Raw genomic sequence first — 20,308 nt, 5'->3', positions numbered from 1 at the left:
GTCCCCACACAGTTTGAAGTTTACATGGTATGTTCAATTCATTCCGTTGTTTGGGGGAAGCTCAATTACTGATTTGGTGTGCTGCTATGCGAAAGCATGAGTAAAAGAGATGTTTCTGATTTTATAACGATCTTGCGAGCTGAGTATAAAGACTCGTAGCTTGTCGTTAACGGGAAATACGCAATGCACATGTTGGCCTTCAAGGAATTGGTTATCAGCCATATCCCAAAAGCTTTGAAGTGAGTTACAAATAACAGTTTTCATAGAATTTTTGCTCTTAAGTACGTGTCGTAGTAAAAGCAATCCGTGCAAGCCGACCTACTGGTATCTGACCAATCGGTATAAAGCCAAGTTCCTGTGTTGTTCATTAAATGTACATCATTAATGATGTCGGCGGATTCTACACATAATATTAAGTTAAATAAAGCGCTTATTTTGTATACAAAACAATGAAAACGTTTGCACTTGATCAAAGATAAACTATTCACCATAACTTAACGAATAAATACAATATCCTGACGTTAGAGCGTCAGGACTAAAATTTTTGAACGGCGTTGATAGTTGTACAAACTCTGTTTAGTTATCGGTAACGATTCCACACCGACTTCATAAAAACCTTGTTCTCTAAACCAATGCAAACTGTGCGTTGTCAAAACAAAGAGACGATCTAAACGCATCGATTTTGCCTGTTGCTTCATGTGATTGAGTAACAATAAACCGCGGTTGCCGTCCCGATACTCCTGGTGAATAGCGACACACGCCATTTCTGCCATGCCCTCTTCTGGGTAAGGGTAAAGCGCGGCGCAACCAATCAATAAGCCATCTTTATCAATAATCGTGAATTTGTGGATCTCTTGCTCTAACTGCTCACGTGAACGCCGTACTAATATTCCTTGTTCTTCTAACGGGCGGATTAAATCGAAAATTCCGCCGATATCATCGATCTGTGCCTGACGGACTTGTTCGGCACTTGCCATGACGATCTGAGTGCCGATCCCGTCAAAAGAGAACAACTCTTGGATCAAAGCACCATCTTGTTTGTAACTGACTAAGTGACTACGTGGCACACCTGCACGGCACGCTGAAACGGCGGCACGCAGAAAGCGTGAGGTACCTGAGCTATTATCCTGAACTTGGTCGGTATCTGCTTCAATACGCTGCATTATCCGTTCAACATCAGATGGAAACAGTTCAGCAATCGCATTGCCTTGCTCATCGATAATGCCTTGCTCTGAGCAAAAACCGATCAGCTTATCTGCTTTTAGGCGTATTGCGACTTGTGTGGCTACTTCTTCAGAGAGCAAATTAAAACATTCGCCAGTGACGGAACTCGCAATTGGCCCCAGTAGCACGATCGAACCTTGGTCAAGCATACGGTTGATGCCTTCAATATCAATACGGCGAATGCGGCCACTGTGGCAATAATCGACACCATCATCTATACCTAATGGTTGAGAGATAACAAAATTACCACTAACGATATTGAGCTGAGTTCCTGCCATTGGCGTGTTATTTAAGCTCATTGAAAGGCGTGCTGTGATAGCGAGTTGGAGCTGCCCCGCGGCTTGCATGACTAAGCTGAGCGCTTCCTCATCAGTGACCCGAATGCCTTTGTGATAAGGAGTGGAGCAATGATGTGTCGCCAGAATTTGATTGATTTGTGGGCGAGCACCGTGCACCAAAACAATTTTGACACCAAGGCTATGCAGCAGTGCGAGATCGCTGATGATATTAGCGAAATTTTTATCGGCAATCGCTTCACCGCCGAGCATGATCACCATGGTTTTACCACGGTGAGCGTTAACATAGGGAGCAGATTGTCTAAATCCTTTAACGAGAGCTGTACTGCGAATTTTCACTCTGAGAGCACCTTAATGTTTAAATATGTTCAAATAATGACTTTTTATTCACGTATCGGCAAGTGGTTTTTTGAGTTTGGTGCAATTATTCAATCGCCGATTTTATCTCTGATTTAGGACACGTTAGACTGCTTGCCAATAAAGGCGAAATATGGCCAAAACCAACGAGTTGAGTCGCATGAAAATGACAAAAAACGTAGGCCTTACGGCTACGCCTCAGTTCACAAACTTGCGAAGACGTAAGTACATTGAACGAGGCTTGATGCTGGTTGTGATGATTGGCTTGCTTTCCGTCGCGTCGCTATACGGTGATCTCTTTACTCGGTTGGAAAACTATTTTTCGCCAAAAGATGAGGTGTATGGGGTTTGGGTTGAGCAGTATGTTGCCCCTTATTCAGCCAAACGAATTGAATTGGGGAAAGCAGGCGTGATCAGTAGTGGCCGAGTACTCACCACTTCATTTGAGTTTGATGGTCATTTTTTAGAATACCAGATTGGTGATACGAGCTATCGTTACAAAATGCGTGATGATAACAATACCGAAATGACACAAATGTCGTCGTCGCACTACAATCCAACCTTCCGATTGTCAGGAAAATACCAAAAAAACCTCCGTTAACAATTCGCTGATTGCGGTTTAGGCGCGAGTTTGTCATGCTTTTAGCAACTCAAATAACGGATAACTTCTGTGATTAAGCAAATTTTTCCTCTTGCGGCAGTACTGCTGCTGTTTGGTTGTGCGCAACCGACCGACCGTGCTCAGCAATATTTGGATGGTGATTTCTCTAAAGCGCTCAACAAAGTAGACACGGTGCAGTCCAATACGCCACGTGACTTTACGCAATTTTCCAAACAGAGCGAACAAGTGGTGACTCGCTCGGCGTCGATGGCAGCGATTTATCAACCTTTGTATCAACAGATCAGTGAATGGATTTTGCAAAGTGGTGATCCACAAGATTTGGCGAATTTTGGAATACAAGCGGCGCAGCTTGGTGGTGGCGATAAAAAAGGTAATGTGCTTTTCACAGGCTATTTTTCTCCGGTAATGGAGCTTCGCCATCAACCGGATGAAATATTCAAATATCCCGTATTTGGTTTGCCTGAATGTTCGGCCGATTGCCCAACGCGTGCGCAAATTTATGATGGTGCGTTAGCTGAAAAAGGGCTTGAGTTAGGTTATGCGGCGAACCTGATTGACCCTTTCATTATGGAGGTGCAAGGCAGTGGTTTTGTGCATTTTGAAGATGACGATACGCTTGAGTACTTCGCTTACGCGGGTAAGAATAACAAAGCCTACATCAGTATTGGCAAAGTCTTGATTGAACGAGGTGAAGTGACACGAGAGAAAATGTCACTCAAAGCGATCAAGGAATGGGTGCTAGCCAATGATGAACCGACGGTGAGAGAGCTGCTAGAGCAAAATCCTTCCTATGTCTTTTTTGCGCCCAAAGCGGCAGCCCCTGTCACTGGCTCTGCCGGTATTCCACTACTGCCGATGGCATCGGTTGCCGGAGATCGTTCCATCTTTCCAATGGGCACACCTATTTTAGCAGAAGTGCCGCTGCTCAATGCCGATGGTACATGGAGTGGCGCTCATCAGTTGAGAATGTTGATTGTGCTAGATACGGGCGGCGCGGTAAAAGATAACCACCTCGATCTGTACCATGGCATGGGCGAGCGCGCCGGAACGGAAGCTGGGCATTACAAACATTTTGGTCGCGTTTGGAAACTGGGGTTAGAAAACTCAGCCACACAAGCGCCTTGGGCATTGCCGCCTGAAAAGCTACAATAGTGACACAGGTTTCGACCTAGACTTTTAAATAAAGAGTGCGTATAAATCGCACTCTTTATTTTTCTATCGCTTTCAATCGGACTTTTAATTATGCGTGAACTCGATACCCCCGCTTCAGATAGCTACAACCAACGCTTCGGAGGCACTCGTCGCCTTTATGGAAATCGTGAGGTTGAAATACTGCGTGCTGCGCATGTGTGTGTGATTGGTATCGGTGGCGTTGGCTCGTGGGCAGTCGAAGCATTGGCGCGCACCGGCATTGGCGAGTTAACGCTGATTGATATGGACGATGTGTGCGTCACCAACATCAACCGTCAAATCCATGCGATGAGCGGTACGGTTGGGCAAAGTAAGATTGAAGTGATGGCCGAGCGGGTCAAGCTCATCAACCCTGAGTGTGTGCTGCACTTAATTGATGACTTTATCACGCCAGATAACCAGCACCGCTATTTGAGTCAAACGTTCGATTACGTGCTTGATGCGATAGACAGTTTGAAAGCGAAAGCTTCACTACTGGCTTATTGCCGTAGCAATAAAATTAAAGTGATTACCGTCGGTGGTGCGGGTGGTCAAGTTGACCCAACTCAAATCAAGGTCGCGGATTTAACCAAAACGATTCAAGACCCATTGGCAAAAAAACTCAAAGATACGCTTCGTCATCGCCATAATTTCCCTGTAAACCCTGCGCGTAAGTTTGGTATTGATTGCGTGTTCTCGACAGAGCAGCTCAAATATCCGCAAGCCGATGGCAGTGTATGCGCGGTGAAATCAACCGCAGAAGGGCCAAAGCGGATGGATTGCGCCAGCGGATTTGGCGCTGCGACGGTTGTTACCGCAACCTTTGGTTTTGTTGCCGTAGCGCGCATTGTTGAAAAGTTAATTCAGAAACATAAGGTGTAACGTTAATGACTCCTTTTCCTGCCTCCCCCTTTGGTCGTGAGATTAGCGCTGATGACATTGTGGCGACCATGCAAAATTTTACTGGCTGGGAAGATCGCTATCGACAAGTGATCCAGTGGGGGAAGTTATTGCCCGCGATGCCTGATGCTTTGAAATCGCAGCAAGTCAGTGTTGCAGGCTGCGAGAGTCAAGTATGGTTAGTGGGGCAGGAGCACCAAGGAATATGGTTTTTCTGTGCCGATTCGGATGCGCGGATTGTGCGTGGTTTAATTGCTTTAGTCCTTGCTGCGTACAACGGCAAGACCTACGCACAAATTCAAGCGTTTGATGTGGATGCTTATTTTGAAAAAATAGGCTTGATTGCCCATTTAAGTCCTTCACGTGGTAATGGCCTTAAAGCAATTGTCGATAAGATAAAAAATATCGATCCAAGCTGAGCATCTCCCCCTTTTTATGAAAGGGGGAATTATTACAGCATATCAACCGCTTTAGTGATGGCGGCGATCAACTGTTCAACCTCTTGTTCGGTATTGTAAATACCAAACGAGATTCTCACGGTGCCAGTTAATCCGAGCGCATCCATTAATGGGTGAGCGCAGTGATGGCCAGAGCGAACCGCGATGCCTTGCTGATCGAGTAGGGTGGCTATGTCTTGATGATGAACGCCATCCATCACAAAACTGAGAATACTGGCATTCGGTTGATAGCCGATCACGCGAATATCATCGAGCTGTTGCAGGGCTTGATAAGTACGTGCTTGTAATCTATGCAGGTGAGTTTCTACGGCCGTCCGATTGCAGTTTTGTAACCATTCGATTGCTTTGGCAAGGGCTATCGCCCCTGCGACATTCGGTGTGCCTGCTTCAAATTTCCCCGGCAGTTCGGCAAATGTTGTGCCTTCAAACGAGACTTTTTCTACCATCTTGCCGCCGCCATGCCATGGAGGCATTGTTTCAAGCAGCGCTAATTTTCCGTACAGAACGCCAATGCCAGCGGGAGCGTAAAGCTTGTGCCCAGAAAAGAGATAAAAGTCGGCGTCGAGTTCGCGCACGTTGACAGTTTCATGCACAATTCCTTGCGCGCCATCAATCACGACCACAGCGCCGACTTGGTGCGCTAGTTTAATTACAGTTTCAATCGGTTGGCGCGTGCCCGTCACGTTGGTGGTATGGGCTAGGGCGACAATTTTGGTTTTATTCGATAGCCGTGCTTGAAAAGCCTCAAGATCAAAGTGGCACTCTGGCGTGATGGGGACTTTGACGACGCTTGCTCCGGTTTGAGCCGCGACGATTTGCCAAGGCACTATATTGGCGTGGTGTTCCATTTCACTGACTAGAATCTCATCACCGGCTTGCAATGTATTACGTGCGTAAGTCTGCGCGATCAGGTTGATCGCTTCGGTCGCTCCGCGAGTCCAAATAATCTCTTTACGAGATGATGCGCCAATAAATTGAGCCATAGTGTCACGCGCCGCTTCAAAATCGCTGGTCGCTTTGGCCGTTAAGCGATGGCTACCACGATGTACATTGGCATTTTGTGTACTGTAGTAATGACTAATGGCATCTATCACCACTTGTGGCTTTTGCGTGGTAGCGGCGCTGTCTAGATAAATCAGAGTTTCGCCATCCACGGCTTGATTGAGTGCGGGGAATTGATCGCGAATGGTCTGCACGTCAAACATTATTGCTCACCTAACTTGTGATAATTCAATGCTGCCAGTGTCACCATTGGCTGTGCAACTGACCATGCGTGTGCTTTACCTGAGAGTGATATGATGATCTCCATCGCGAACTCAAGTGCTGTTCCCGGCCCTTGGCTGGTGATTAATTGATGGTTTGTATCGATGGTTACGCGTTGATCTCGCCATAAATCAGTGGGGATATGATCGCGAAAAGCCGGGTGCCCTGTCATGATCGCTTGCGGGAAAAGCTGATGATGTTGCAAAACTAAGGCTGGCGTGGCACAAATAGCCGCCAACCATCGACCATGGTTATGCTGTTGCTTGAGCATTTCGATTAGCACTGGATTGTCACGAAAGATCTCAGCGCCTCCAACGCCACCGGGCAGCGCAATCACGTCAAACTCTTCATCGATCACATCCTGCAGTTTACAGTCTGCGGTTAATGTCACTCCGCGTGAGGCTTTCATCATCAATTGCCCGTCGAGATTAGCACTGGCAACCACGACTTGATAGCCAGCTCTGACCATCATATCAATCACGGTGATCGCTTCCATCTCTTCACAGCCCGTTGCTATCGGGACTAAAATTCGTTTACTCATTGGCTTTTCCAGCTGTGTTCTATCTGTTGAATGGCGTGATATAACTTACTATTTTCTGGTGTTGCGAGCTGATGTTGCTCTGCTTTCTTCAGTAAATAGCCCGTAATAAAGTCTATCTCAGTCTTACGTTGATAGAAAATATCTTGATGCATTGACGAATAATTCTCTGCTGTGGCTTGAATCACCTGCTTAACCTTAGCAAGCAGTGATGATTGAGTGATCGCAAAGCCTTCAGCGCTCATGACATCGGCGACTTCTGCAACAATATTTGCCAACGGCCGTTGGAAGCGTTCATCGGCTAAATCACCATTGCGGCATTGCTCTAACGCGGTGAGCGGGTTAATCGCGCAGTTAATTGCAAGCTTATGCCATAGTGCTTCTTCAATCGTGTTATTCCACATTACGTTTGGCAATGCATGCTGAAGTACATCCACTAGAAACTGACACTGCTTGCCTTGGGCGTTGTAAGCCCCTAATTGAGTTACGCCTTTGCCAGTATGCAATACTTGATTCATTGACGGCTTGAGTGCACCGTGCGTAGTGGTTGAAAGCACAATAGGAAAGTCATTCAGTTGATCCTGCATCGAATCAAGCGCGCCCATGCCGTTGTGCATAAATAGCAAAATGGTGTCACGATTGAGTGTCTTCAGCTGTGGAGTGAGCGCTTGCTCGACTTGCCAAGCCTTAACAGTAATCAGTAAGAGATCGGCATGGCAGAGCGCGCTGTGATCATTGTAGGGCAGGGTAATAGACGCCTGTTTATCTAAAGCAATGGAAAGTGAAGATTGAGGTTGTCTGCCCCATAATGAAACGCGGTGTCCAGCAGCATGCAGCTTTGTCGCCCAAAGCAACCCAACCGCGCCCGGCCCAAGCACGACGATATTCATAACACCTCTCCATTGTTGACTTTGCACCAAGGATAATGAGGTAGAAATGGAAAGCAATAAAAATGGCGCTCGAGAGCGCCATTTGCCAAAACTTAGGTTCGATTAGAACTTGTAAGTCACAGCTAGGTAGTGACCAAAGCCAGTTGACTTGAAGCCATCAGTATCTTTGATACCGTAGATATCTTTGTAACCTTTTAGACCGTAACCCACAGCAAAGCGGTCTGAGTGCCAGTAGATACCGTTAAACATAGCACCGCCATCGCTAGATGTTGCGTATCCTTTACCTGTTTCCATACCAAATTGGTAATCGATGTAACCTTGGTAAGAGATAAATGAGCCGTTTTCAAAGAAGTAGAAAGGCTTGAACCAGTTGGTTGAGATTTGGAAACCATTCCAATCTTTCTTATTTGAATCGTAAGTACCGTACAGGTTTAAACCTACTTTACCTAGCCAAGGCACATTCACATCAGAGCCAAGGCCCACTTTTTGAGTGTTAACGCCAGAGTTACCACCCCATTCCATTAGCGTAGAGACATACAACTCTTGCACTGGCCCGAAAGACAAATCTTTACCTGTAAGTGCATCTAGTGACATACGAGGTGCAAATTTCATAAAGATTTTTTCTTTACCTTCTTTGTCACTGCTTGGGTTGCTTAGCAGGTTAAAGATATCAACGTAACCGTACAGATCAAAAATCCCTGAGCGGCCGCCAAATTCCATCTCTAGGTAATCATGCGATGACTCACCTGGTAATTCATCGATTGCAGCCATTAGGTTAAATTGCATCCATTTGTAATCGTTTTTATGGATGTCGCCATCTGAATAGTCAGCGGCCATAACTGGAGCAGAAGTTGCAGCCATTAGGCCTAGAGCTAGAAGTGATTTACGCATAAGGGGGACTCTCTATGTTTTGTCATAATTCAGCACACGTATATTTCTGATGTGCGTTCAATTGGCCCGAATAATAACGATAAAAATCTCAATTAAAAGTGATTGCGAATGCAAAAGTGAACAAACTTAGTGACTACGGTCACGTTAATGAATATTTGCTCGGAACTAAATTAATATTTCGTTCGCTTGCATCTTTAATGTGATTTTAATCACTTAAACGTTTGCTTTAGTATTGTTTTATGCAAATCGATAAACCAACATTTTTAGTTAGTGATCGTTTTGTAATCTTCAACGTATTTATTGACGGGCATGATGAAGAGTGATGAATGATGAAGAAATTGATGCTGTTTCCTTTAGCTTCAATCGTTTTACCAGAAGGGAAAATGAAGCTACGGATCTTTGAATCAAGGTATAAGAGGATGGTCACTCAATCCAGCCAGTCTGACTCTACATTTGGGATTTGTTTGATTGATAATAAAAAAGGCAATAAAGCAAATCAGTTATCTAAATTTGGGATGTTGGTTAAGATTGTTGATTTTGAAGCGCTCGACAATGGGATGTTAGGATTAACCGTGATGGGAATGGAGCGCTTTAAAATAGAGTCAGTAGTGAGCGAATTTGATGGCCTGCGAGTTGCTCAGGTCACGTCATTGCCCAGTTGGCCAGTAAGAGATTTAGAACCTCACGAATGGTATTTAAGCCACCAGCTACAAGCGGTTTATCAGCAATTCCCTCAGCTTGGCGAGCTCTATTCGCACTGTTTTTTTGATGATGCCAGTTGGGTGGCGCAGCGATGGCTAGAGCTGCTCCCTATCTCGATTCAACAATTTGATGATTTAATGAGGCAGGATGACGCGCACAGTGCGGTTGACTTTTTATTGCAGGTAATCGAAGTCTCACACTAACTTTGAAAGCGTGCAGTAAACTTAAACGAGAAGTCGCTCTGTAGTAGTGGCTCTGCATAAAAAAGAATACGACGAGTGATCGATGTATGCATTACTCACGTATAAAGGTTTATGGCTACTGTATGCCAATAACAACGGTTACTCCTAAAGGAAGAGCGCAGCATGAGCAGTGATTCTCAGCATAGTGTGTCGCTAAGCCCAAGCTACACCAAGCAAGACTGGGCTGAATGCATGGAACGTGTCAAGCAACGTGATAAGCAGGCGTTTGCCTTAGTGTTTCGTTATTTCTCTCCTCGCTTACAACAGTTTGCGTTTAAGCATGTAGGCAGTGAGCAAGTGGCGTTAGAAATGGTGCAAGAAACCATGACCACGGTGTGGCAGAAATCTCACCTATTCGATAACCGAAAAAGTTCGCTTTCGACGTGGGTTTACACGATTGCACGCAATTTGTGTTTTGATCTCCTGCGTAAGCAGCGCGGACGAGAGTTACATGTTTATGCCGATGATATTTGGCCAGCTGACTACTGCCCACCTGATTTGGTTGAACATTATTGTCCTGAACATGACATGTTAAAAGAGCAAATATTAAAGTTTGTGGCGTTGTTGCCTGAAGCTCAGCAAGCCATCGTGAAGGCGGTGTATCTTGAAGAACTGCCCCAGCAGCAGGTTGCGGAGATGTTCAATATTCCTCTCGGTACTGTCAAATCGCGTTTACGACTAGCCGTTGAAAAACTTAGACATTCTATTCAAGCGGAGCAATTATGAGCCACCATCCAAGCAACGAAGTACTGCAGCAGTATGCCAATGGTTCAATTGATGCGGCGCATGGCATTATGATTGCCACTCACCTTGAACTCTGTACTCAGTGTCGTCAACAGGTTCAATACTTCGAAACTCGGGCCGCCGAAGCATTGCTGAGCCAATCGTTGCCGCAACAAAGAATGGCCGTTTCTAATGATGATCATTTAAACCAGATGTTTGAAACGATCACGGCGCTGGATACTCTACACCCATCGACCTTGCGTAAGCCTGAGCCGATAGAAATTAAAGTCAATGATCGCGTTGTGATGCTGCCTAGTACACTGAGCCAACTGATTCGTTTTAAAGGCGAGTGGCGCAGCTATGGTGGTAAAGTTTTTAGTGCCCATCTAGATATTGCTGAAGACTCTCGCATGAACCTGATGTACATCAATCACAACGTGCAGATCCCTCAGCATACACACAAAGGGGTTGAGTCGACCTTGGTGCTCCATGGTGGCTTCAGTGATGAAGATGGGCATTATAAAGTGGGTGATTTCATTCAAAGAGATGCGAGTATTAAACACAGCCCTTTTACCAAAGTGGATGAAGATTGTTTATGCTTAACGGTGCTAACTGAGCCGATGCTGTTTACGCAAGGTGTTGCGAGAGTGTTTAACTTATTTGGTAAAGGTCTCTATCCGTAGTCCATAGCAGGCACATCAAATTAAAAAAGGTCGTATTGTACGACCTTTTTTTCATCTAACGCTTATCAATGCCTTGCTTGGCAATATCATCGATGTCTCTCTGCCGAGCTTTTTGCAGTAAATCAGCAAAATAATGGCGCAGTGAGTAGAGCATGATAAGGCTTGGTACTACCATCAGTGCGGTAATAATAAAGAATAGTGACCAATTATTGAGATAGTCGACCAACTCCCCGCTAAAGGAAGCCAGCGTGGTGCGGCCAAAGTTTCCTAGAGAGGCCAATAGCGCATATTGCGTTGCTGAAAATGCCTGCCCTGTTAATACAGTAAGAAACGAAACAAAGGCCACGGTGGAAAACGCAGTGGTAAAGTTATCGACAATTATGGTCGCCAAGAACAGATGCTCATTAGGGCCAACTTGAGCGATCCACGAAAACATCAAATTACTGGCAGACATCGCGATGCCACCAATCATCAAGCCGCGAACAATACCAAATCGCACGTTAAACATACTGCCAATCAAAGTGAAGAATAGGGTTGCTCCCCAACCAATTAACTTCGAGTAGTGGCCAATTTGTTCGTTGCTAAAGCCAATTTCTTTGTAAAATGGAATCGACATTCGGCCAAGAAAAGCTTCGCCAATCTTGAATAAAAAGACAAACAACAGCAGGGTTAGTGCTACTTGCGCGCCATTGCGTTTGAAGAAATCGAGAAATGGTTCGATTACGGTAACGGTGAACCACGCGACGACTTTCGAACCAACTACTTGATTGTGTCGCAGCTCCGCTTGATGCTGTAGTGCTTCGCGATGTGTTTTTGGTTCGCCCACCAAGAGCGTGAAAAGCATTAACAGCCCGACACAGAGTGCCATGCCATAATAAACGGCATTCCAACCGATACTATCGGCGTTTACAAAAGCGAGATAGCCCGGCAGAGAATATCCAGTCCACCACCCCATGATGGCCATGGCGGAGGCTTGTGGCAGCTTATTGGCTTGTGATTTGGGGAAAGTATCGATACGAAAAGCATCAATCGCGATATCTTGAGTGGCAGAAGCGATCGCAATGCCCAAGGCAAGCATTGAGGTAAACATCAAATTTTGGGCTGGATTGACACCCGCAATCAGCAACGTACAGATCAAAATGATCGATTGGCACAAAAATACCCAACTGCGGCGTTGACCTAATAATGGCGTCAGAATGGGTAATTTGACGCGATCCACCAATGGGGCCCATAGAAAATTAATCGCGTAAACTGCGAAGACACTGCCAAAATAACCAATAGCAGCGGTGGTTAAGCCTGCATCTTTTAGCCATCCTGACATATTTGAACCAATCAAAACCCACGGAAAACCGCTCGAACACCCCATCATAAATACCCACAATAGGCGTTTATCAAGATAGCTACGGATAGTTTCCATCCAAGTGAGAGAGGAGGAGGTTGATGGCATACAGTGAATCCTTGTCAGTAAAGCAGCTTAGGTCGAAAGGCGACCCAATAAAATCAAACGCCGATAAATCGGCGTTGGTATGGTTATTGTTCTAGTGTGACATTCGTAATAACGATTGGTTCGATGGGAACGTCTTGCATTCGCCCTTTCGTGCTGGTCGGCTGTTGAGCCATTTTTTGCACAACATCAAACCCTTGCGTGACTTTACCAAAGACTGCATAACCCGGTGGGCGAGCGTTGTAGTTGAGAAAATCATTATCGACCAAGTTAATAAAGAATTGGCGAGTAGCCGAGTTAGGATCATTGGTACGGGCCATTGCGATCGTCGCGGTGTCATTAGTCAACCCATTGCTCGCTTCATTTTTGATGGGAGCGTAAGTGGTGAGTTGTTTTAAATCCGCATCAAATCCGCCGCCTTGTGCCATAAACCCTGGGATAACGCGGTGGAACTGGCTGCCAACATAACTGCCATCTTCAACATATTTTACGAAGTTTGCGACAGTCGTTGGCGCTTTCTCTGTATTAAGTTCAACAGTAAATGACCCTAAGTTCGTCTCAATTAGGACGTTGGGCGCCGAAAACGCAGTACAACTGACGAGCGCTAATGTCGTAACGAGAGAACGTAACATTAAAATCGCTCCTGTAAATAACCATTAAGTTCGCTGTCATTGGCAATTTCTTTAAGTACCAAGTTCATGACATCGTTGAGTACCATTTCAATCTCATCATTTGAAGCGCTGAGTGTACCGGAACGTTTTGCCGTTCCGTTGAACGTTTTCACCAATTTGCCTTTTGGTGTTTCCGCGGTGATTTCAAGCGTGACACTGCCATCCATTTCATTCGACATGACGCTGTGTTTTACCGTCACTAGTGCTTCTGCAATTTCAACGGTGACATTGTTTTCGCTGTTCACTGTTAAGCGATAGCCTTGAGAGCTAAATTGCTCTGCCAACGCATTCTCAACCGCAATGCGAACATTTTGTTTGGCATGAATTGGCTCAATATTAGAGCGGCCACTATCCACTAAAGCCACATATTGCGCCGATCGAACATCTTTGCTAACCAGAGTAAAGGCTTTATTGTTGACGACCGTATTTTTGCTGGTCGTTGCAGTAGGCATAAAGTTGATTTGCTGTTGCTGAGGTGCGGCACAAGCGGTGAGTAATGCGATTGAGGCTGCGAGAACCAGTTTTTTCATGGTCATTTCCTTTCTTATCCTTGCCTATTTAGTTGCTTGTAAGATAACAAATTTATGGTTGGTCGCGACAGTTTTTACCTGCCCTTGGCCAAATAATCTTGCTAGTTTTACATCGTAGCCGAGGTGGCGATTGCCGATCACTAATAATCGTCCCCCTTTTTTAAGAACATGCTTTGCATCACAGAACATCTGCCAAGCAATGTGATCCGTGATAGCTTGTTGTTGATGGAATGGTGGGTTACACAATACTAAACAGCTACTCTCTTGTTGAAAACCATCTAAGCAGTTATTCGCAATGCATTGAATATTGCGATCTTCTCCTAAATTCTCCAGCAAATTTAGCTTTGCAGACTCGACGGCCATCAAGCTTTCATCAACGCAGGTCATGCGTACTTGAGGATTGAGTTGGCCCATCTTGATTGATAACACCCCGTTGCCGCATCCAAGGTCGATGATGTGCTGTAACTTAGGATCTTGTGGAAGATGCTGTAGAAAAAAGCGTGCGCCGAGATCCAATCCCTCACCTGAGTAGACATTCGGCAGATTTTTTAGACGGATGGATTCGCTTTCTACGGCCCATTCAGTTATGGGTTCCACCGTTTCAATCGGTGATACGTTCGGTGCTGAAAAAACGAGGCGGTGTTTTTTCCATGCAAGAGAAGTGCTTGTTGAACCTAAATACTTTTCAAATAAGTTTAAGGTTGATGTGTGGATCTCTTTCGCTTTGTTGACCGCTATCACAGGGCAATCTTGGGCAAGGGACTGACGGAGTTGGCTTAATTGCCAAACCAAGTGGCGATTGCTCTTGGGCAATTGAAAAAGCACCAGATCGACCGATTCAGGGATGGCATCCATTGTTGAGAGCAATTGCACGTTGCGGCACTGATTGCGCTGAAGATTGTTTAACGTACCTTGTTGCGAAATAAAAGAGTCGCTCATCATGGTGACGTGATGCTTATCTGCAAACCAACACGATAGAGCGCCAAAGTGATCGTTTAAAATAAGGATGCGTTTGCCTATTGCTAAATTCAACGCTTCAATATGATTAATCATATATTCATCGCCCGCATCCCAAGCTTGTAATGTTTCGTTTGAACGATGTGGGAAACGGTGCAAGCTCAACGTTCGATCATGCAGTGCCAACTCTGTTTTCATAATTTTTTATAGGTCGTAGTGAGAATTACGGATGCATTGTCTCAAATGGCGTAGAAACAAGGAACCAAAACCTTTCGCTATTCTATAAGGCTAGTTAAACTTAAATCTCTTTACACTCGTATATGTTCTCATGCTCTTATTTGAGGAAGAAAGGCAACGGTATGATCCAACCCATAATCGAACAAAAATTGCATCAAGCATTTCACCCTGATTATTTGAAAGTCGAAAATGAAAGCTACATGCACAATGTGCCTTCAGGATCGGAAAGCCATTTTAAAGTCATTGTGGTGAGTGACAGTTTTGAAGGAATGCGTTTGATTGGCCGTCACCGACAGGTTAACCAAGTGTTGGCAGAAGAGTTAGCGAACCACATTCATGCACTCTCGATTCATACCTACACACCACAAGAGTGGCAGGCGCAAATTAGTGGTGTACCTGATAGTCCTATGTGTATGGGCGGTGGAAAATAACTCGTTCAGAACCGTCTGAACATGCCGTTCTCTTGTTCTGTTTTTGAGCGGAATGTTAACAGTATTTAAACAAATTGACGAGATGAACAAGTTGAGAGAAATTGTTTTAGGTAGTGAATAAAAATAAATACTCATAAGGGGTAAGGAATAGGTTATTTGTGCGATGCTTCAAAGTTATGACTATTCGCTAGCCTTTATGATTCAAATCCTTCCAAATAAAACGACTTATCAGAGGATTGGTCATGGCATCAGGTTCCGAAAAAATGCTAGACTATTGCACCTAATGGATCTCATACCATACTTGTGATGAGGTTATTAAAAGGATGTTGCGGTTCTGGCGTTTAAAACAAGCCAAAATCGGACACAGAAATGTCGTGTCTAAGGCTGGTTTAACTTTCATTTGGCCTCTTATCAAGAACGACCATGAAAGATAAACAAGCCTTGAACTTACGCAATTAAAAGAATCTTTTTCCCGATAAAATAGTGCAAGTGCGTATGATTACAATAAAAAGGGGTTTGGACCTTCCTATTGCAGGAACTCCTTCCCAGGTGATTAATGATGGTAAGACCATCACTAAAGTCGCCTTGCTTGGCGAAGAGTACGTTGGCATGCGTCCTACCATGCATGTTCGCGTAGGCGATGAAGTAAAGAAAGCTCAAATTCTTTTTGAAGATAAAAAGAATCCGGGCGTTAAATTTACTTCACCAGCAAGCGGTAAGGTTATCGAAGTCAATCGTGGCGCCAAACGTGTCCTACAATCCGTTGTGATTGAAGTGGCAGGTGATGAGCAAATCACGTTCGATAGCTTTGAAGCTAGCCAACTAGCAAGTATTGACCGTCAAACGGTTAAAACTCAGTTAGTTGAGTCTGGTCTTTGGACTGCGTTGCGTACTCGTCCGTTTAGCAAGGTTCCAGCAATTGAGTCTTCAACTCAGGCTATTTTTGTGACAGCAATGGATACCAATCCATTAGCGGCAAAACCTGAGACGATCATTAATGAGCAATCTGAAGCATTCGTCGCTGGTCTCGATATCCTTTCAACTCTGACTGAGGGCAAGGTTTACGTCTGTAAATCTGGTACTAGCTTGCCACGCTCTTCACAGCCAAACGTTGAAGAACATGTGTTTGATGGCCCACACCCTGCAGGTCTTGTAGGGACTCACATGCATTTCCTCTATCCAGTAAATGCAGTCAATGTGGCGTGGAGCATCAATTACCAAGACGTGATTGCGTTTGGTCAATTGTTCTTAACCGGTGAGCTATACACACAACGAGTGGTGTCGCTTGCAGGACCCGTAGTCAACAAACCTCGTCTTGTCCGTACTCAGATTGGTGCTAGCCTCGAAGAGTTAACGGATAACGAATTGATGCCGGGCGAAGTTCGTGTCATCTCTGGTTCTGTACTTTCTGGTGTGAAAGCGGCGGGGCCTGTAGCTTATCTTGGTCGTTACCACCTCCAAGTATCGGTTCTGCGTGAAGGTCGTGACAAAGATTTTCTTGGTTGGGCAATGCCTGGCAAGAACAAATTTTCAGTCACTCGCTCTTTCCTTGGTCATCTATTCACAGGTCAGTTGTTCAACATGACAACCACAACCAATGGTAGTGATCGTGCGATGGTACCTATTGGTAACTATGAAAAAGTGTTGCCACTAGATATGGAACCAACGCTCCTACTTCGTGACCTATGTGCAGGTGACATCGATAGCGCTCAACGTCTCGGTGCCCTTGAACTGGACGAAGAAGATCTCGCATTGTGTACCTTTGTATGTCCTGGTAAATACGAATATGGTCAGCTACTTCGTGAGTGCCTAGACAAGATTGAGAAGGAAGGGTAATTTTCATGGGCCTTAAAAAGTTTCTTGAAGACATCGAGCATCATTTTGAACCTGGCGGCAAACATGAAAAATGGTTTGCCTTGTATGAAGCAGCAGCAACGCTTTTTTATACGCCTGGTTTAGTTACAAAACGAAGCTCACACGTTCGTGATAGCGTTGACCTCAAACGCATCATGATCATGGTTTGGCTAGCGGTATTCCCAGCGATGTTCTGGGGTATGTATAACGTTGGTCACCAATCGATTACTGCACTTAACCATCTGTATTCTGGCGCTGAATTGGCGACAGTCATCAGTGGTAACTGGCACTATTGGCTAACTGAAATGCTTGGCGGTACATTAAGTACGCAAGCCGGTTGGGCAAGTATGATGCTGCTCGGTGCGACTTACTTCCTACCTATCTACGCCACGGTGTTCTTGGTCGGTGGTTTTTGGGAAGTGCTGTTTTGTATGGTGCGTAAGCATGAAGTTAACGAAGGTTTCTTTGTAACTTCAATTTTGTTTGCTCTGATTGTTCCACCCACACTGCCTTTATGGCAAGCCGCTTTAGGGATTACCTTTGGCGTGGTTGTTGCCAAAGAAATCTTTGGTGGTACCGGGCGTAACTTCCTAAACCCAGCATTAGCCGGTCGTGCTTTTCTATTCTTCGCCTACCCAGCACAGATCTCTGGTGACGTTGTTTGGACAGCTGCAGATGGTTTTTCTGGTGCAACGGCGCTAAGCCAATGGGCTCAAGGTGGTAACGGTGCTCTGATCAATAAGGTCACTGGCGAAGCCATTACTTGGATGGATGCGTTTGTTGGTAACATTCCTGGCTCTATCGGTGAAGTGTCGACGTTAGCACTGGCGATTGGCGCGGCATTTATTGTCTACATGGGCATTGCTTCATGGCGCATTATTGCGGGTGTTATGGTAGGTATGATTGCCATATCAACGCTGTTCAATGTTGTTGGTTCAGACACAAATGCAATGTTTAATATGCCTTGGCATTGGCACCTAGTACTTGGTGGCTTTGCGTTTGGTATGTTCTTCATGGCAACCGACCCAGTATCGGCTTCATTTACTAACAAAGGTAAATGGGCATACGGTATTTTGATTGGTGCAATGTGTGTGATGATTCGTGTGGTTAACCCAGCTTACCCAGAAGGTATGATGCTGGCGATCTTATTTGCGAACCTATTTGCACCTTTGTTTGACCATATTGTGATTGAGAAGAACATCAAGCGGAGACTAGCACGCTATGGCAAGTAATAACGATAGCATTAAAAAAACGCTGTTTGTTGTTATCGCATTGAGCTTAGTGTGCTCAATCATCGTATCGACAGCAGCGGTTGGCCTGCGTGACAAGCAAAAAGTTAACGCAGTACTTGATAAGCAAAGCAAGATTGTTGAAGTTGCAGGCATTAACGAGTCTGGTAGCGTGCCAGAGCTTTTTGCTAAATACATTGAACCTCGTTTGATTGATTTTAAAACCGGGAACTTTGTTGATGGCGATGCAACAGCCTATGATCAACGCAAAGCTTCTAAAGACCCAGCTCAATCTATCAAGCTAACAGCGGAACAAGATAAAGCGAAGATTATTCGTCGTGCCAATACTGGGGTTGTTTACCTAGTGAAAAGTGGCGACGAGATTTCTAAAGTGATTGTTCCCGTTCACGGTAATGGTTTGTGGTCAATGATGTACGCATTTGTGGCTGTAGAAACCGATGGTAATACCGTTTCCGGCATTACTTACTACGAACAAGGTGAAACTCCGGGATTGGGTGGTGAAGTTGAAAACCCATCATGGCGAGCTCAATTTGTTGGCAAGAAATTGTTTGATGACAACCACCAACCTGCAATTAAAGTTGTGAAAGGTGGCGCTCCTGCCGGATCTGAGCATGGCGTTGATGGACTTTCTGGCGCAACACTAACCAGTAACGGTGTTCAACACACTTTCGACTTCTGGTTAGGTGATATGGGCTTTGGTCCATTCCTAGCAAAAGTTCGTGACGGAGGTTTGAACTAATGTCTAGCGCAAAAGAGATTAAAAAGAGCATTCTAGCGCCAGTGTTGGATAACAACCCAATCGCACTTCAAGTGCTTGGTGTCTGTTCTGCCCTTGCGGTAACCACTAAGTTGGAAACGGCGTTTGTTATGACGCTAGCCGTTATGTTTGTAACGGCTTTCTCTAACTTATTCGTTTCGTTAATTCGTCACCACATACCTAACAGTGTGCGTATCATCGTTCAGATGGCGATCATTGCTTCATTGGTTATTGTTGTTGACCAGATCCTACGTGCTTACTTATACGATATCTCGAAACAGCTATCGGTGTTCGTAGGGTTGATCATTACTAACTGTATCGTAATGGGCCGTGCTGAAGCATTTGCAATGAAGTCGGCACCGATTCCTTCCTTTATCGATGGTATCGGTAATGGTCTGGGTTATGGTTTTGTATTGATCACTGTTGGTTTCTTCCGCGAACTTCTTGGTTCAGGCAAGCTATTTGGAATGGAAGTTCTACCTCTTGTGAAAGATGGTGGCTGGTATCAACCTAACGGTTTGATGTTGCTAGCACCTTCGGCATTCTTCCTAATTGGCTTCATGATTTGGGCGATTCGCACGTTCAAACCTGAACAACTAGAAGCGAAGGAGTAAGGGCGTTATGGAACATTATATCAGTTTGCTTGTTCGATCGATTTTTATCGAAAACATGGCACTCTCTTTCTTCTTGGGTATGTGTACATTTCTTGCTGTATCTAAGAAAGTAAAGACATCGTTTGGTTTAGGGATTGCGGTTACGGTTGTTCTGACCATTTCAGTACCAGTGAATAACTTGGTTTATAACTTGTTACTTAAACCAGGTGCATTGGGTGAAAATATTGATCTTACATTTCTAAATTTCATTACCTTTATCGGTGTTATTGCCGCATTGGTACAGATCTTAGAGATGATATTGGATCGTTTTTTCCCACCTTTGTATAACGCGCTGGGCATTTTCTTACCTTTAATCACAGTGAACTGCGCCATTTTTGGTGGTGTATCTTTCATGGTTCAGCGTGATTATAACTTTGCTGAATCCGTCGTTTACGGTTTCGGTTCGGGTGTGGGTTGGATGTTAGCGATTGTCGCTCTTGCCGGTATCCGTGAGAAAATGAAATATTCAGATGTACCTCCGGGTTTACGTGGTTTAGGGATTACCTTCATCACGGCGGGTCTAATGGCGTTAGGCTTTATGTCTTTCTCTGGTGTTCAACTGTAA

Annotated in this window: 23 protein-coding genes; 13 read left to right on the top strand and 10 right to left on the bottom strand. The window is 44.9% G+C overall.

Going from position 1 to position 20,308, the window contains the following annotated elements; all coding sequences use genetic code 11:
* Positions 1–84: 84 nt before the first annotated feature.
* Entirely contained in the window at positions 85–264 is a 180-nt protein-coding gene (locus tag AACT23_RS04865) for a hypothetical protein (RefSeq protein WP_013856153.1), read from the bottom strand.
* Positions 265–521: 257 nt separating this feature from the next.
* Positions 522–1,859, bottom strand: a complete 1,338-nt coding sequence (gene argA, locus AACT23_RS04860) for an amino-acid N-acetyltransferase (RefSeq protein ID WP_026027647.1) — start codon at positions 1,857–1,859, stop codon at positions 522–524.
* Between the two features lie 151 nt (positions 1,860–2,010).
* On the opposite strand from argA, the gene AACT23_RS04855 reads away from it, so the two are divergent.
* The 4 genes from AACT23_RS04855 (at position 2,011) to csdE (ending at position 4,988) form a co-directional block, all read left to right on the top strand.
* On the top strand, positions 2,011–2,478 hold the full coding sequence (locus tag AACT23_RS04855) for a DUF2850 domain-containing protein (protein WP_013856155.1): 468 nt from the start codon (positions 2,011–2,013) through the stop codon (positions 2,476–2,478).
* 69 nt (positions 2,479–2,547) lie between these two features.
* Entirely contained in the window at positions 2,548–3,651 is a 1,104-nt protein-coding gene (gene mltA / locus AACT23_RS04850) for a murein transglycosylase A (RefSeq protein WP_013856156.1), read from the top strand.
* A 90-nt stretch (positions 3,652–3,741) separates the two neighbouring features.
* Positions 3,742–4,551 carry a tRNA cyclic N6-threonylcarbamoyladenosine(37) synthase TcdA gene (gene tcdA / locus AACT23_RS04845; protein ID WP_017047341.1) on the top strand — a complete coding sequence of 270 codons (810 nt, stop codon included), beginning with the start codon at positions 3,742–3,744 and terminating at the stop codon, positions 4,549–4,551.
* A 5-nt stretch (positions 4,552–4,556) separates the two neighbouring features.
* The gene (gene csdE, locus AACT23_RS04840) at positions 4,557–4,988 is read left to right on the top strand and encodes a cysteine desulfurase sulfur acceptor subunit CsdE (RefSeq protein WP_094129784.1); all 432 of its coding nucleotides are present in this window, start codon (positions 4,557–4,559) and stop codon (positions 4,986–4,988) included.
* 32 nt (positions 4,989–5,020) lie between these two features.
* Here csdE and csdA read toward each other — a convergent pair whose 3' ends face one another.
* From csdA to AACT23_RS04820, 4 genes are all read right to left on the bottom strand, one after another.
* Positions 5,021–6,232, bottom strand: a complete 1,212-nt coding sequence (gene csdA / locus AACT23_RS04835; RefSeq protein ID WP_094129781.1) for a cysteine desulfurase CsdA — start codon at positions 6,230–6,232, stop codon at positions 5,021–5,023.
* Positions 6,232–6,831: a DJ-1 family glyoxalase III gene (locus AACT23_RS04830; RefSeq protein WP_019282328.1), complete on the bottom strand. Its 600-nt coding sequence runs from the start codon at positions 6,829–6,831 to the stop codon at positions 6,232–6,234. Before AACT23_RS04830 ends, csdA begins: the two co-directional genes overlap by 1 nt.
* Positions 6,828–7,718, bottom strand: a complete 891-nt coding sequence (panE, locus tag AACT23_RS04825; protein ID WP_094129777.1) for a 2-dehydropantoate 2-reductase — start codon at positions 7,716–7,718, stop codon at positions 6,828–6,830. The genes AACT23_RS04830 and panE overlap by 4 nt, the downstream gene beginning before the upstream one ends.
* Positions 7,719–7,820: 102 nt before the next feature.
* Positions 7,821–8,609 (bottom strand): nucleoside-specific channel-forming Tsx family protein, encoded by a 789-nt coding sequence (locus AACT23_RS04820; RefSeq protein ID WP_017046576.1) that lies wholly within the window; start codon positions 8,607–8,609, stop codon positions 7,821–7,823.
* A 329-nt stretch (positions 8,610–8,938) separates the two neighbouring features.
* Here AACT23_RS04820 and AACT23_RS04815 point away from each other — a divergent pair, with 329 nt between their 5' ends.
* The 3 genes from AACT23_RS04815 to AACT23_RS04805 all read left to right on the top strand — a co-directional run bounded on the left by AACT23_RS04815 (position 8,939) and on the right by AACT23_RS04805 (position 10,959).
* Positions 8,939–9,514 (top strand): LON peptidase substrate-binding domain-containing protein, encoded by a 576-nt coding sequence (locus tag AACT23_RS04815; protein WP_026029151.1) that lies wholly within the window; start codon positions 8,939–8,941, stop codon positions 9,512–9,514.
* A gap of 162 nt (positions 9,515–9,676) precedes the next feature.
* Positions 9,677–10,279, top strand: coding sequence for an RNA polymerase sigma factor (locus AACT23_RS04810; protein ID WP_047689363.1), 603 nt, complete (start codon positions 9,677–9,679; stop codon positions 10,277–10,279).
* On the top strand, positions 10,276–10,959 hold the full coding sequence (locus AACT23_RS04805) for a ChrR family anti-sigma-E factor (RefSeq protein ID WP_094129774.1): 684 nt from the start codon (positions 10,276–10,278) through the stop codon (positions 10,957–10,959). Before AACT23_RS04810 ends, AACT23_RS04805 begins: the two co-directional genes overlap by 4 nt.
* A 55-nt stretch (positions 10,960–11,014) precedes the next feature.
* On the opposite strand, the gene AACT23_RS04800 is transcribed toward AACT23_RS04805, so the two are convergent.
* From AACT23_RS04800 to AACT23_RS04785, 4 genes are all read right to left on the bottom strand, one after another.
* The gene (locus AACT23_RS04800) at positions 11,015–12,406 is read right to left on the bottom strand and encodes an AmpG family muropeptide MFS transporter (protein WP_026029152.1); all 1,392 of its coding nucleotides are present in this window, start codon (positions 12,404–12,406) and stop codon (positions 11,015–11,017) included.
* A gap of 83 nt (positions 12,407–12,489) precedes the next feature.
* Positions 12,490–13,035 (bottom strand): peptidylprolyl isomerase, encoded by a 546-nt coding sequence (locus tag AACT23_RS04795; protein WP_013856167.1) that lies wholly within the window; start codon positions 13,033–13,035, stop codon positions 12,490–12,492.
* Positions 13,035–13,604, bottom strand: coding sequence for a YajG family lipoprotein (locus AACT23_RS04790; RefSeq protein WP_026027920.1), 570 nt, complete (start codon positions 13,602–13,604; stop codon positions 13,035–13,037). The genes AACT23_RS04795 and AACT23_RS04790 overlap by 1 nt, the downstream gene beginning before the upstream one ends.
* A gap of 24 nt (positions 13,605–13,628) precedes the next feature.
* Complete coding sequence (locus tag AACT23_RS04785; protein WP_019282324.1) at positions 13,629–14,759, bottom strand: methyltransferase; 1,131 nt, start codon at positions 14,757–14,759, stop codon at positions 13,629–13,631.
* Positions 14,760–14,920: 161 nt separating this feature from the next.
* Between AACT23_RS04785 and AACT23_RS04780 the strand changes: the two genes are divergently transcribed.
* From AACT23_RS04780 to nqrE, 6 genes are all read left to right on the top strand, one after another.
* Positions 14,921–15,229: a BolA family protein gene (locus AACT23_RS04780; protein ID WP_026027643.1), complete on the top strand. Its 309-nt coding sequence runs from the start codon at positions 14,921–14,923 to the stop codon at positions 15,227–15,229.
* 495 nt (positions 15,230–15,724) lie between these two features.
* Positions 15,725–17,065 carry a Na(+)-translocating NADH-quinone reductase subunit A gene (locus AACT23_RS04775; RefSeq protein WP_026027642.1) on the top strand — a complete coding sequence of 447 codons (1,341 nt, stop codon included), beginning with the start codon at positions 15,725–15,727 and terminating at the stop codon, positions 17,063–17,065.
* Between the two features lie 5 nt (positions 17,066–17,070).
* Positions 17,071–18,315: an NADH:ubiquinone reductase (Na(+)-transporting) subunit B gene (locus AACT23_RS04770; RefSeq protein WP_094129772.1), complete on the top strand. Its 1,245-nt coding sequence runs from the start codon at positions 17,071–17,073 to the stop codon at positions 18,313–18,315.
* Positions 18,305–19,072, top strand: coding sequence for a Na(+)-translocating NADH-quinone reductase subunit C (locus tag AACT23_RS04765; protein ID WP_013856173.1), 768 nt, complete (start codon positions 18,305–18,307; stop codon positions 19,070–19,072). Before AACT23_RS04770 ends, AACT23_RS04765 begins: the two co-directional genes overlap by 11 nt.
* The gene (locus tag AACT23_RS04760; RefSeq protein WP_013856174.1) at positions 19,072–19,704 is read left to right on the top strand and encodes an NADH:ubiquinone reductase (Na(+)-transporting) subunit D; all 633 of its coding nucleotides are present in this window, start codon (positions 19,072–19,074) and stop codon (positions 19,702–19,704) included. The genes AACT23_RS04765 and AACT23_RS04760 overlap by 1 nt, the downstream gene beginning before the upstream one ends.
* Positions 19,705–19,711: 7 nt before the next feature.
* A complete protein-coding gene (gene nqrE / locus AACT23_RS04755; RefSeq protein ID WP_013856175.1) occupies positions 19,712–20,308 on the top strand; it encodes an NADH:ubiquinone reductase (Na(+)-transporting) subunit E in 597 nt (198 codons plus the stop codon).

This window comes from Vibrio sp. V09_P4A23P171, assembly GCF_963875615.1.
Lineage (GTDB): Bacteria > Pseudomonadota > Gammaproteobacteria > Enterobacterales > Vibrionaceae > Vibrio > Vibrio anguillarum.
This window is presented reverse-complemented; position numbering and strand designations above follow the sequence as displayed.

What these genes read in the sequence shown, in the direction of transcription:
- AACT23_RS04865 (WP_013856153.1), bottom strand. Translation starts at nt 264, where the DNA reads ATGAAAACTGTTATTTGTAACTCACTTCAAAGCTTTTGGGATATGGCT.
- AACT23_RS04855 (WP_013856155.1), top strand. Translation starts at nt 2,011, where the DNA reads ATGGCCAAAACCAACGAGTTGAGTCGCATGAAAATGACAAAAAACGTA.
- tcdA (WP_017047341.1), top strand. Translation starts at nt 3,742, where the DNA reads ATGCGTGAACTCGATACCCCCGCTTCAGATAGCTACAACCAACGCTTC.
- csdE (WP_094129784.1), top strand. Translation starts at nt 4,557, where the DNA reads ATGACTCCTTTTCCTGCCTCCCCCTTTGGTCGTGAGATTAGCGCTGAT.
- csdA (WP_094129781.1), bottom strand. Translation starts at nt 6,232, where the DNA reads ATGTTTGACGTGCAGACCATTCGCGATCAATTCCCCGCACTCAATCAA.
- AACT23_RS04830 (WP_019282328.1), bottom strand. Translation starts at nt 6,831, where the DNA reads ATGAGTAAACGAATTTTAGTCCCGATAGCAACGGGCTGTGAAGAGATG.
- panE (WP_094129777.1), bottom strand. Translation starts at nt 7,718, where the DNA reads ATGAATATCGTCGTGCTTGGGCCGGGCGCGGTTGGGTTGCTTTGGGCG.
- AACT23_RS04820 (WP_017046576.1), bottom strand. Translation starts at nt 8,609, where the DNA reads ATGCGTAAATCACTTCTAGCTCTAGGCCTAATGGCTGCAACTTCTGCT.
- AACT23_RS04815 (WP_026029151.1), top strand. Translation starts at nt 8,939, where the DNA reads ATGAAGAAATTGATGCTGTTTCCTTTAGCTTCAATCGTTTTACCAGAA.
- AACT23_RS04810 (WP_047689363.1), top strand. Translation starts at nt 9,677, where the DNA reads ATGAGCAGTGATTCTCAGCATAGTGTGTCGCTAAGCCCAAGCTACACC.
- AACT23_RS04805 (WP_094129774.1), top strand. Translation starts at nt 10,276, where the DNA reads ATGAGCCACCATCCAAGCAACGAAGTACTGCAGCAGTATGCCAATGGT.
- AACT23_RS04800 (WP_026029152.1), bottom strand. Translation starts at nt 12,406, where the DNA reads ATGCCATCAACCTCCTCCTCTCTCACTTGGATGGAAACTATCCGTAGC.
- AACT23_RS04795 (WP_013856167.1), bottom strand. Translation starts at nt 13,035, where the DNA reads ATGTTACGTTCTCTCGTTACGACATTAGCGCTCGTCAGTTGTACTGCG.
- AACT23_RS04790 (WP_026027920.1), bottom strand. Translation starts at nt 13,604, where the DNA reads ATGAAAAAACTGGTTCTCGCAGCCTCAATCGCATTACTCACCGCTTGT.
- AACT23_RS04785 (WP_019282324.1), bottom strand. Translation starts at nt 14,759, where the DNA reads ATGAAAACAGAGTTGGCACTGCATGATCGAACGTTGAGCTTGCACCGT.
- AACT23_RS04780 (WP_026027643.1), top strand. Translation starts at nt 14,921, where the DNA reads ATGATCCAACCCATAATCGAACAAAAATTGCATCAAGCATTTCACCCT.
- AACT23_RS04775 (WP_026027642.1), top strand. Translation starts at nt 15,725, where the DNA reads ATGATTACAATAAAAAGGGGTTTGGACCTTCCTATTGCAGGAACTCCT.
- AACT23_RS04770 (WP_094129772.1), top strand. Translation starts at nt 17,071, where the DNA reads ATGGGCCTTAAAAAGTTTCTTGAAGACATCGAGCATCATTTTGAACCT.
- AACT23_RS04765 (WP_013856173.1), top strand. Translation starts at nt 18,305, where the DNA reads ATGGCAAGTAATAACGATAGCATTAAAAAAACGCTGTTTGTTGTTATC.
- AACT23_RS04760 (WP_013856174.1), top strand. Translation starts at nt 19,072, where the DNA reads ATGTCTAGCGCAAAAGAGATTAAAAAGAGCATTCTAGCGCCAGTGTTG.
- nqrE (WP_013856175.1), top strand. Translation starts at nt 19,712, where the DNA reads ATGGAACATTATATCAGTTTGCTTGTTCGATCGATTTTTATCGAAAAC.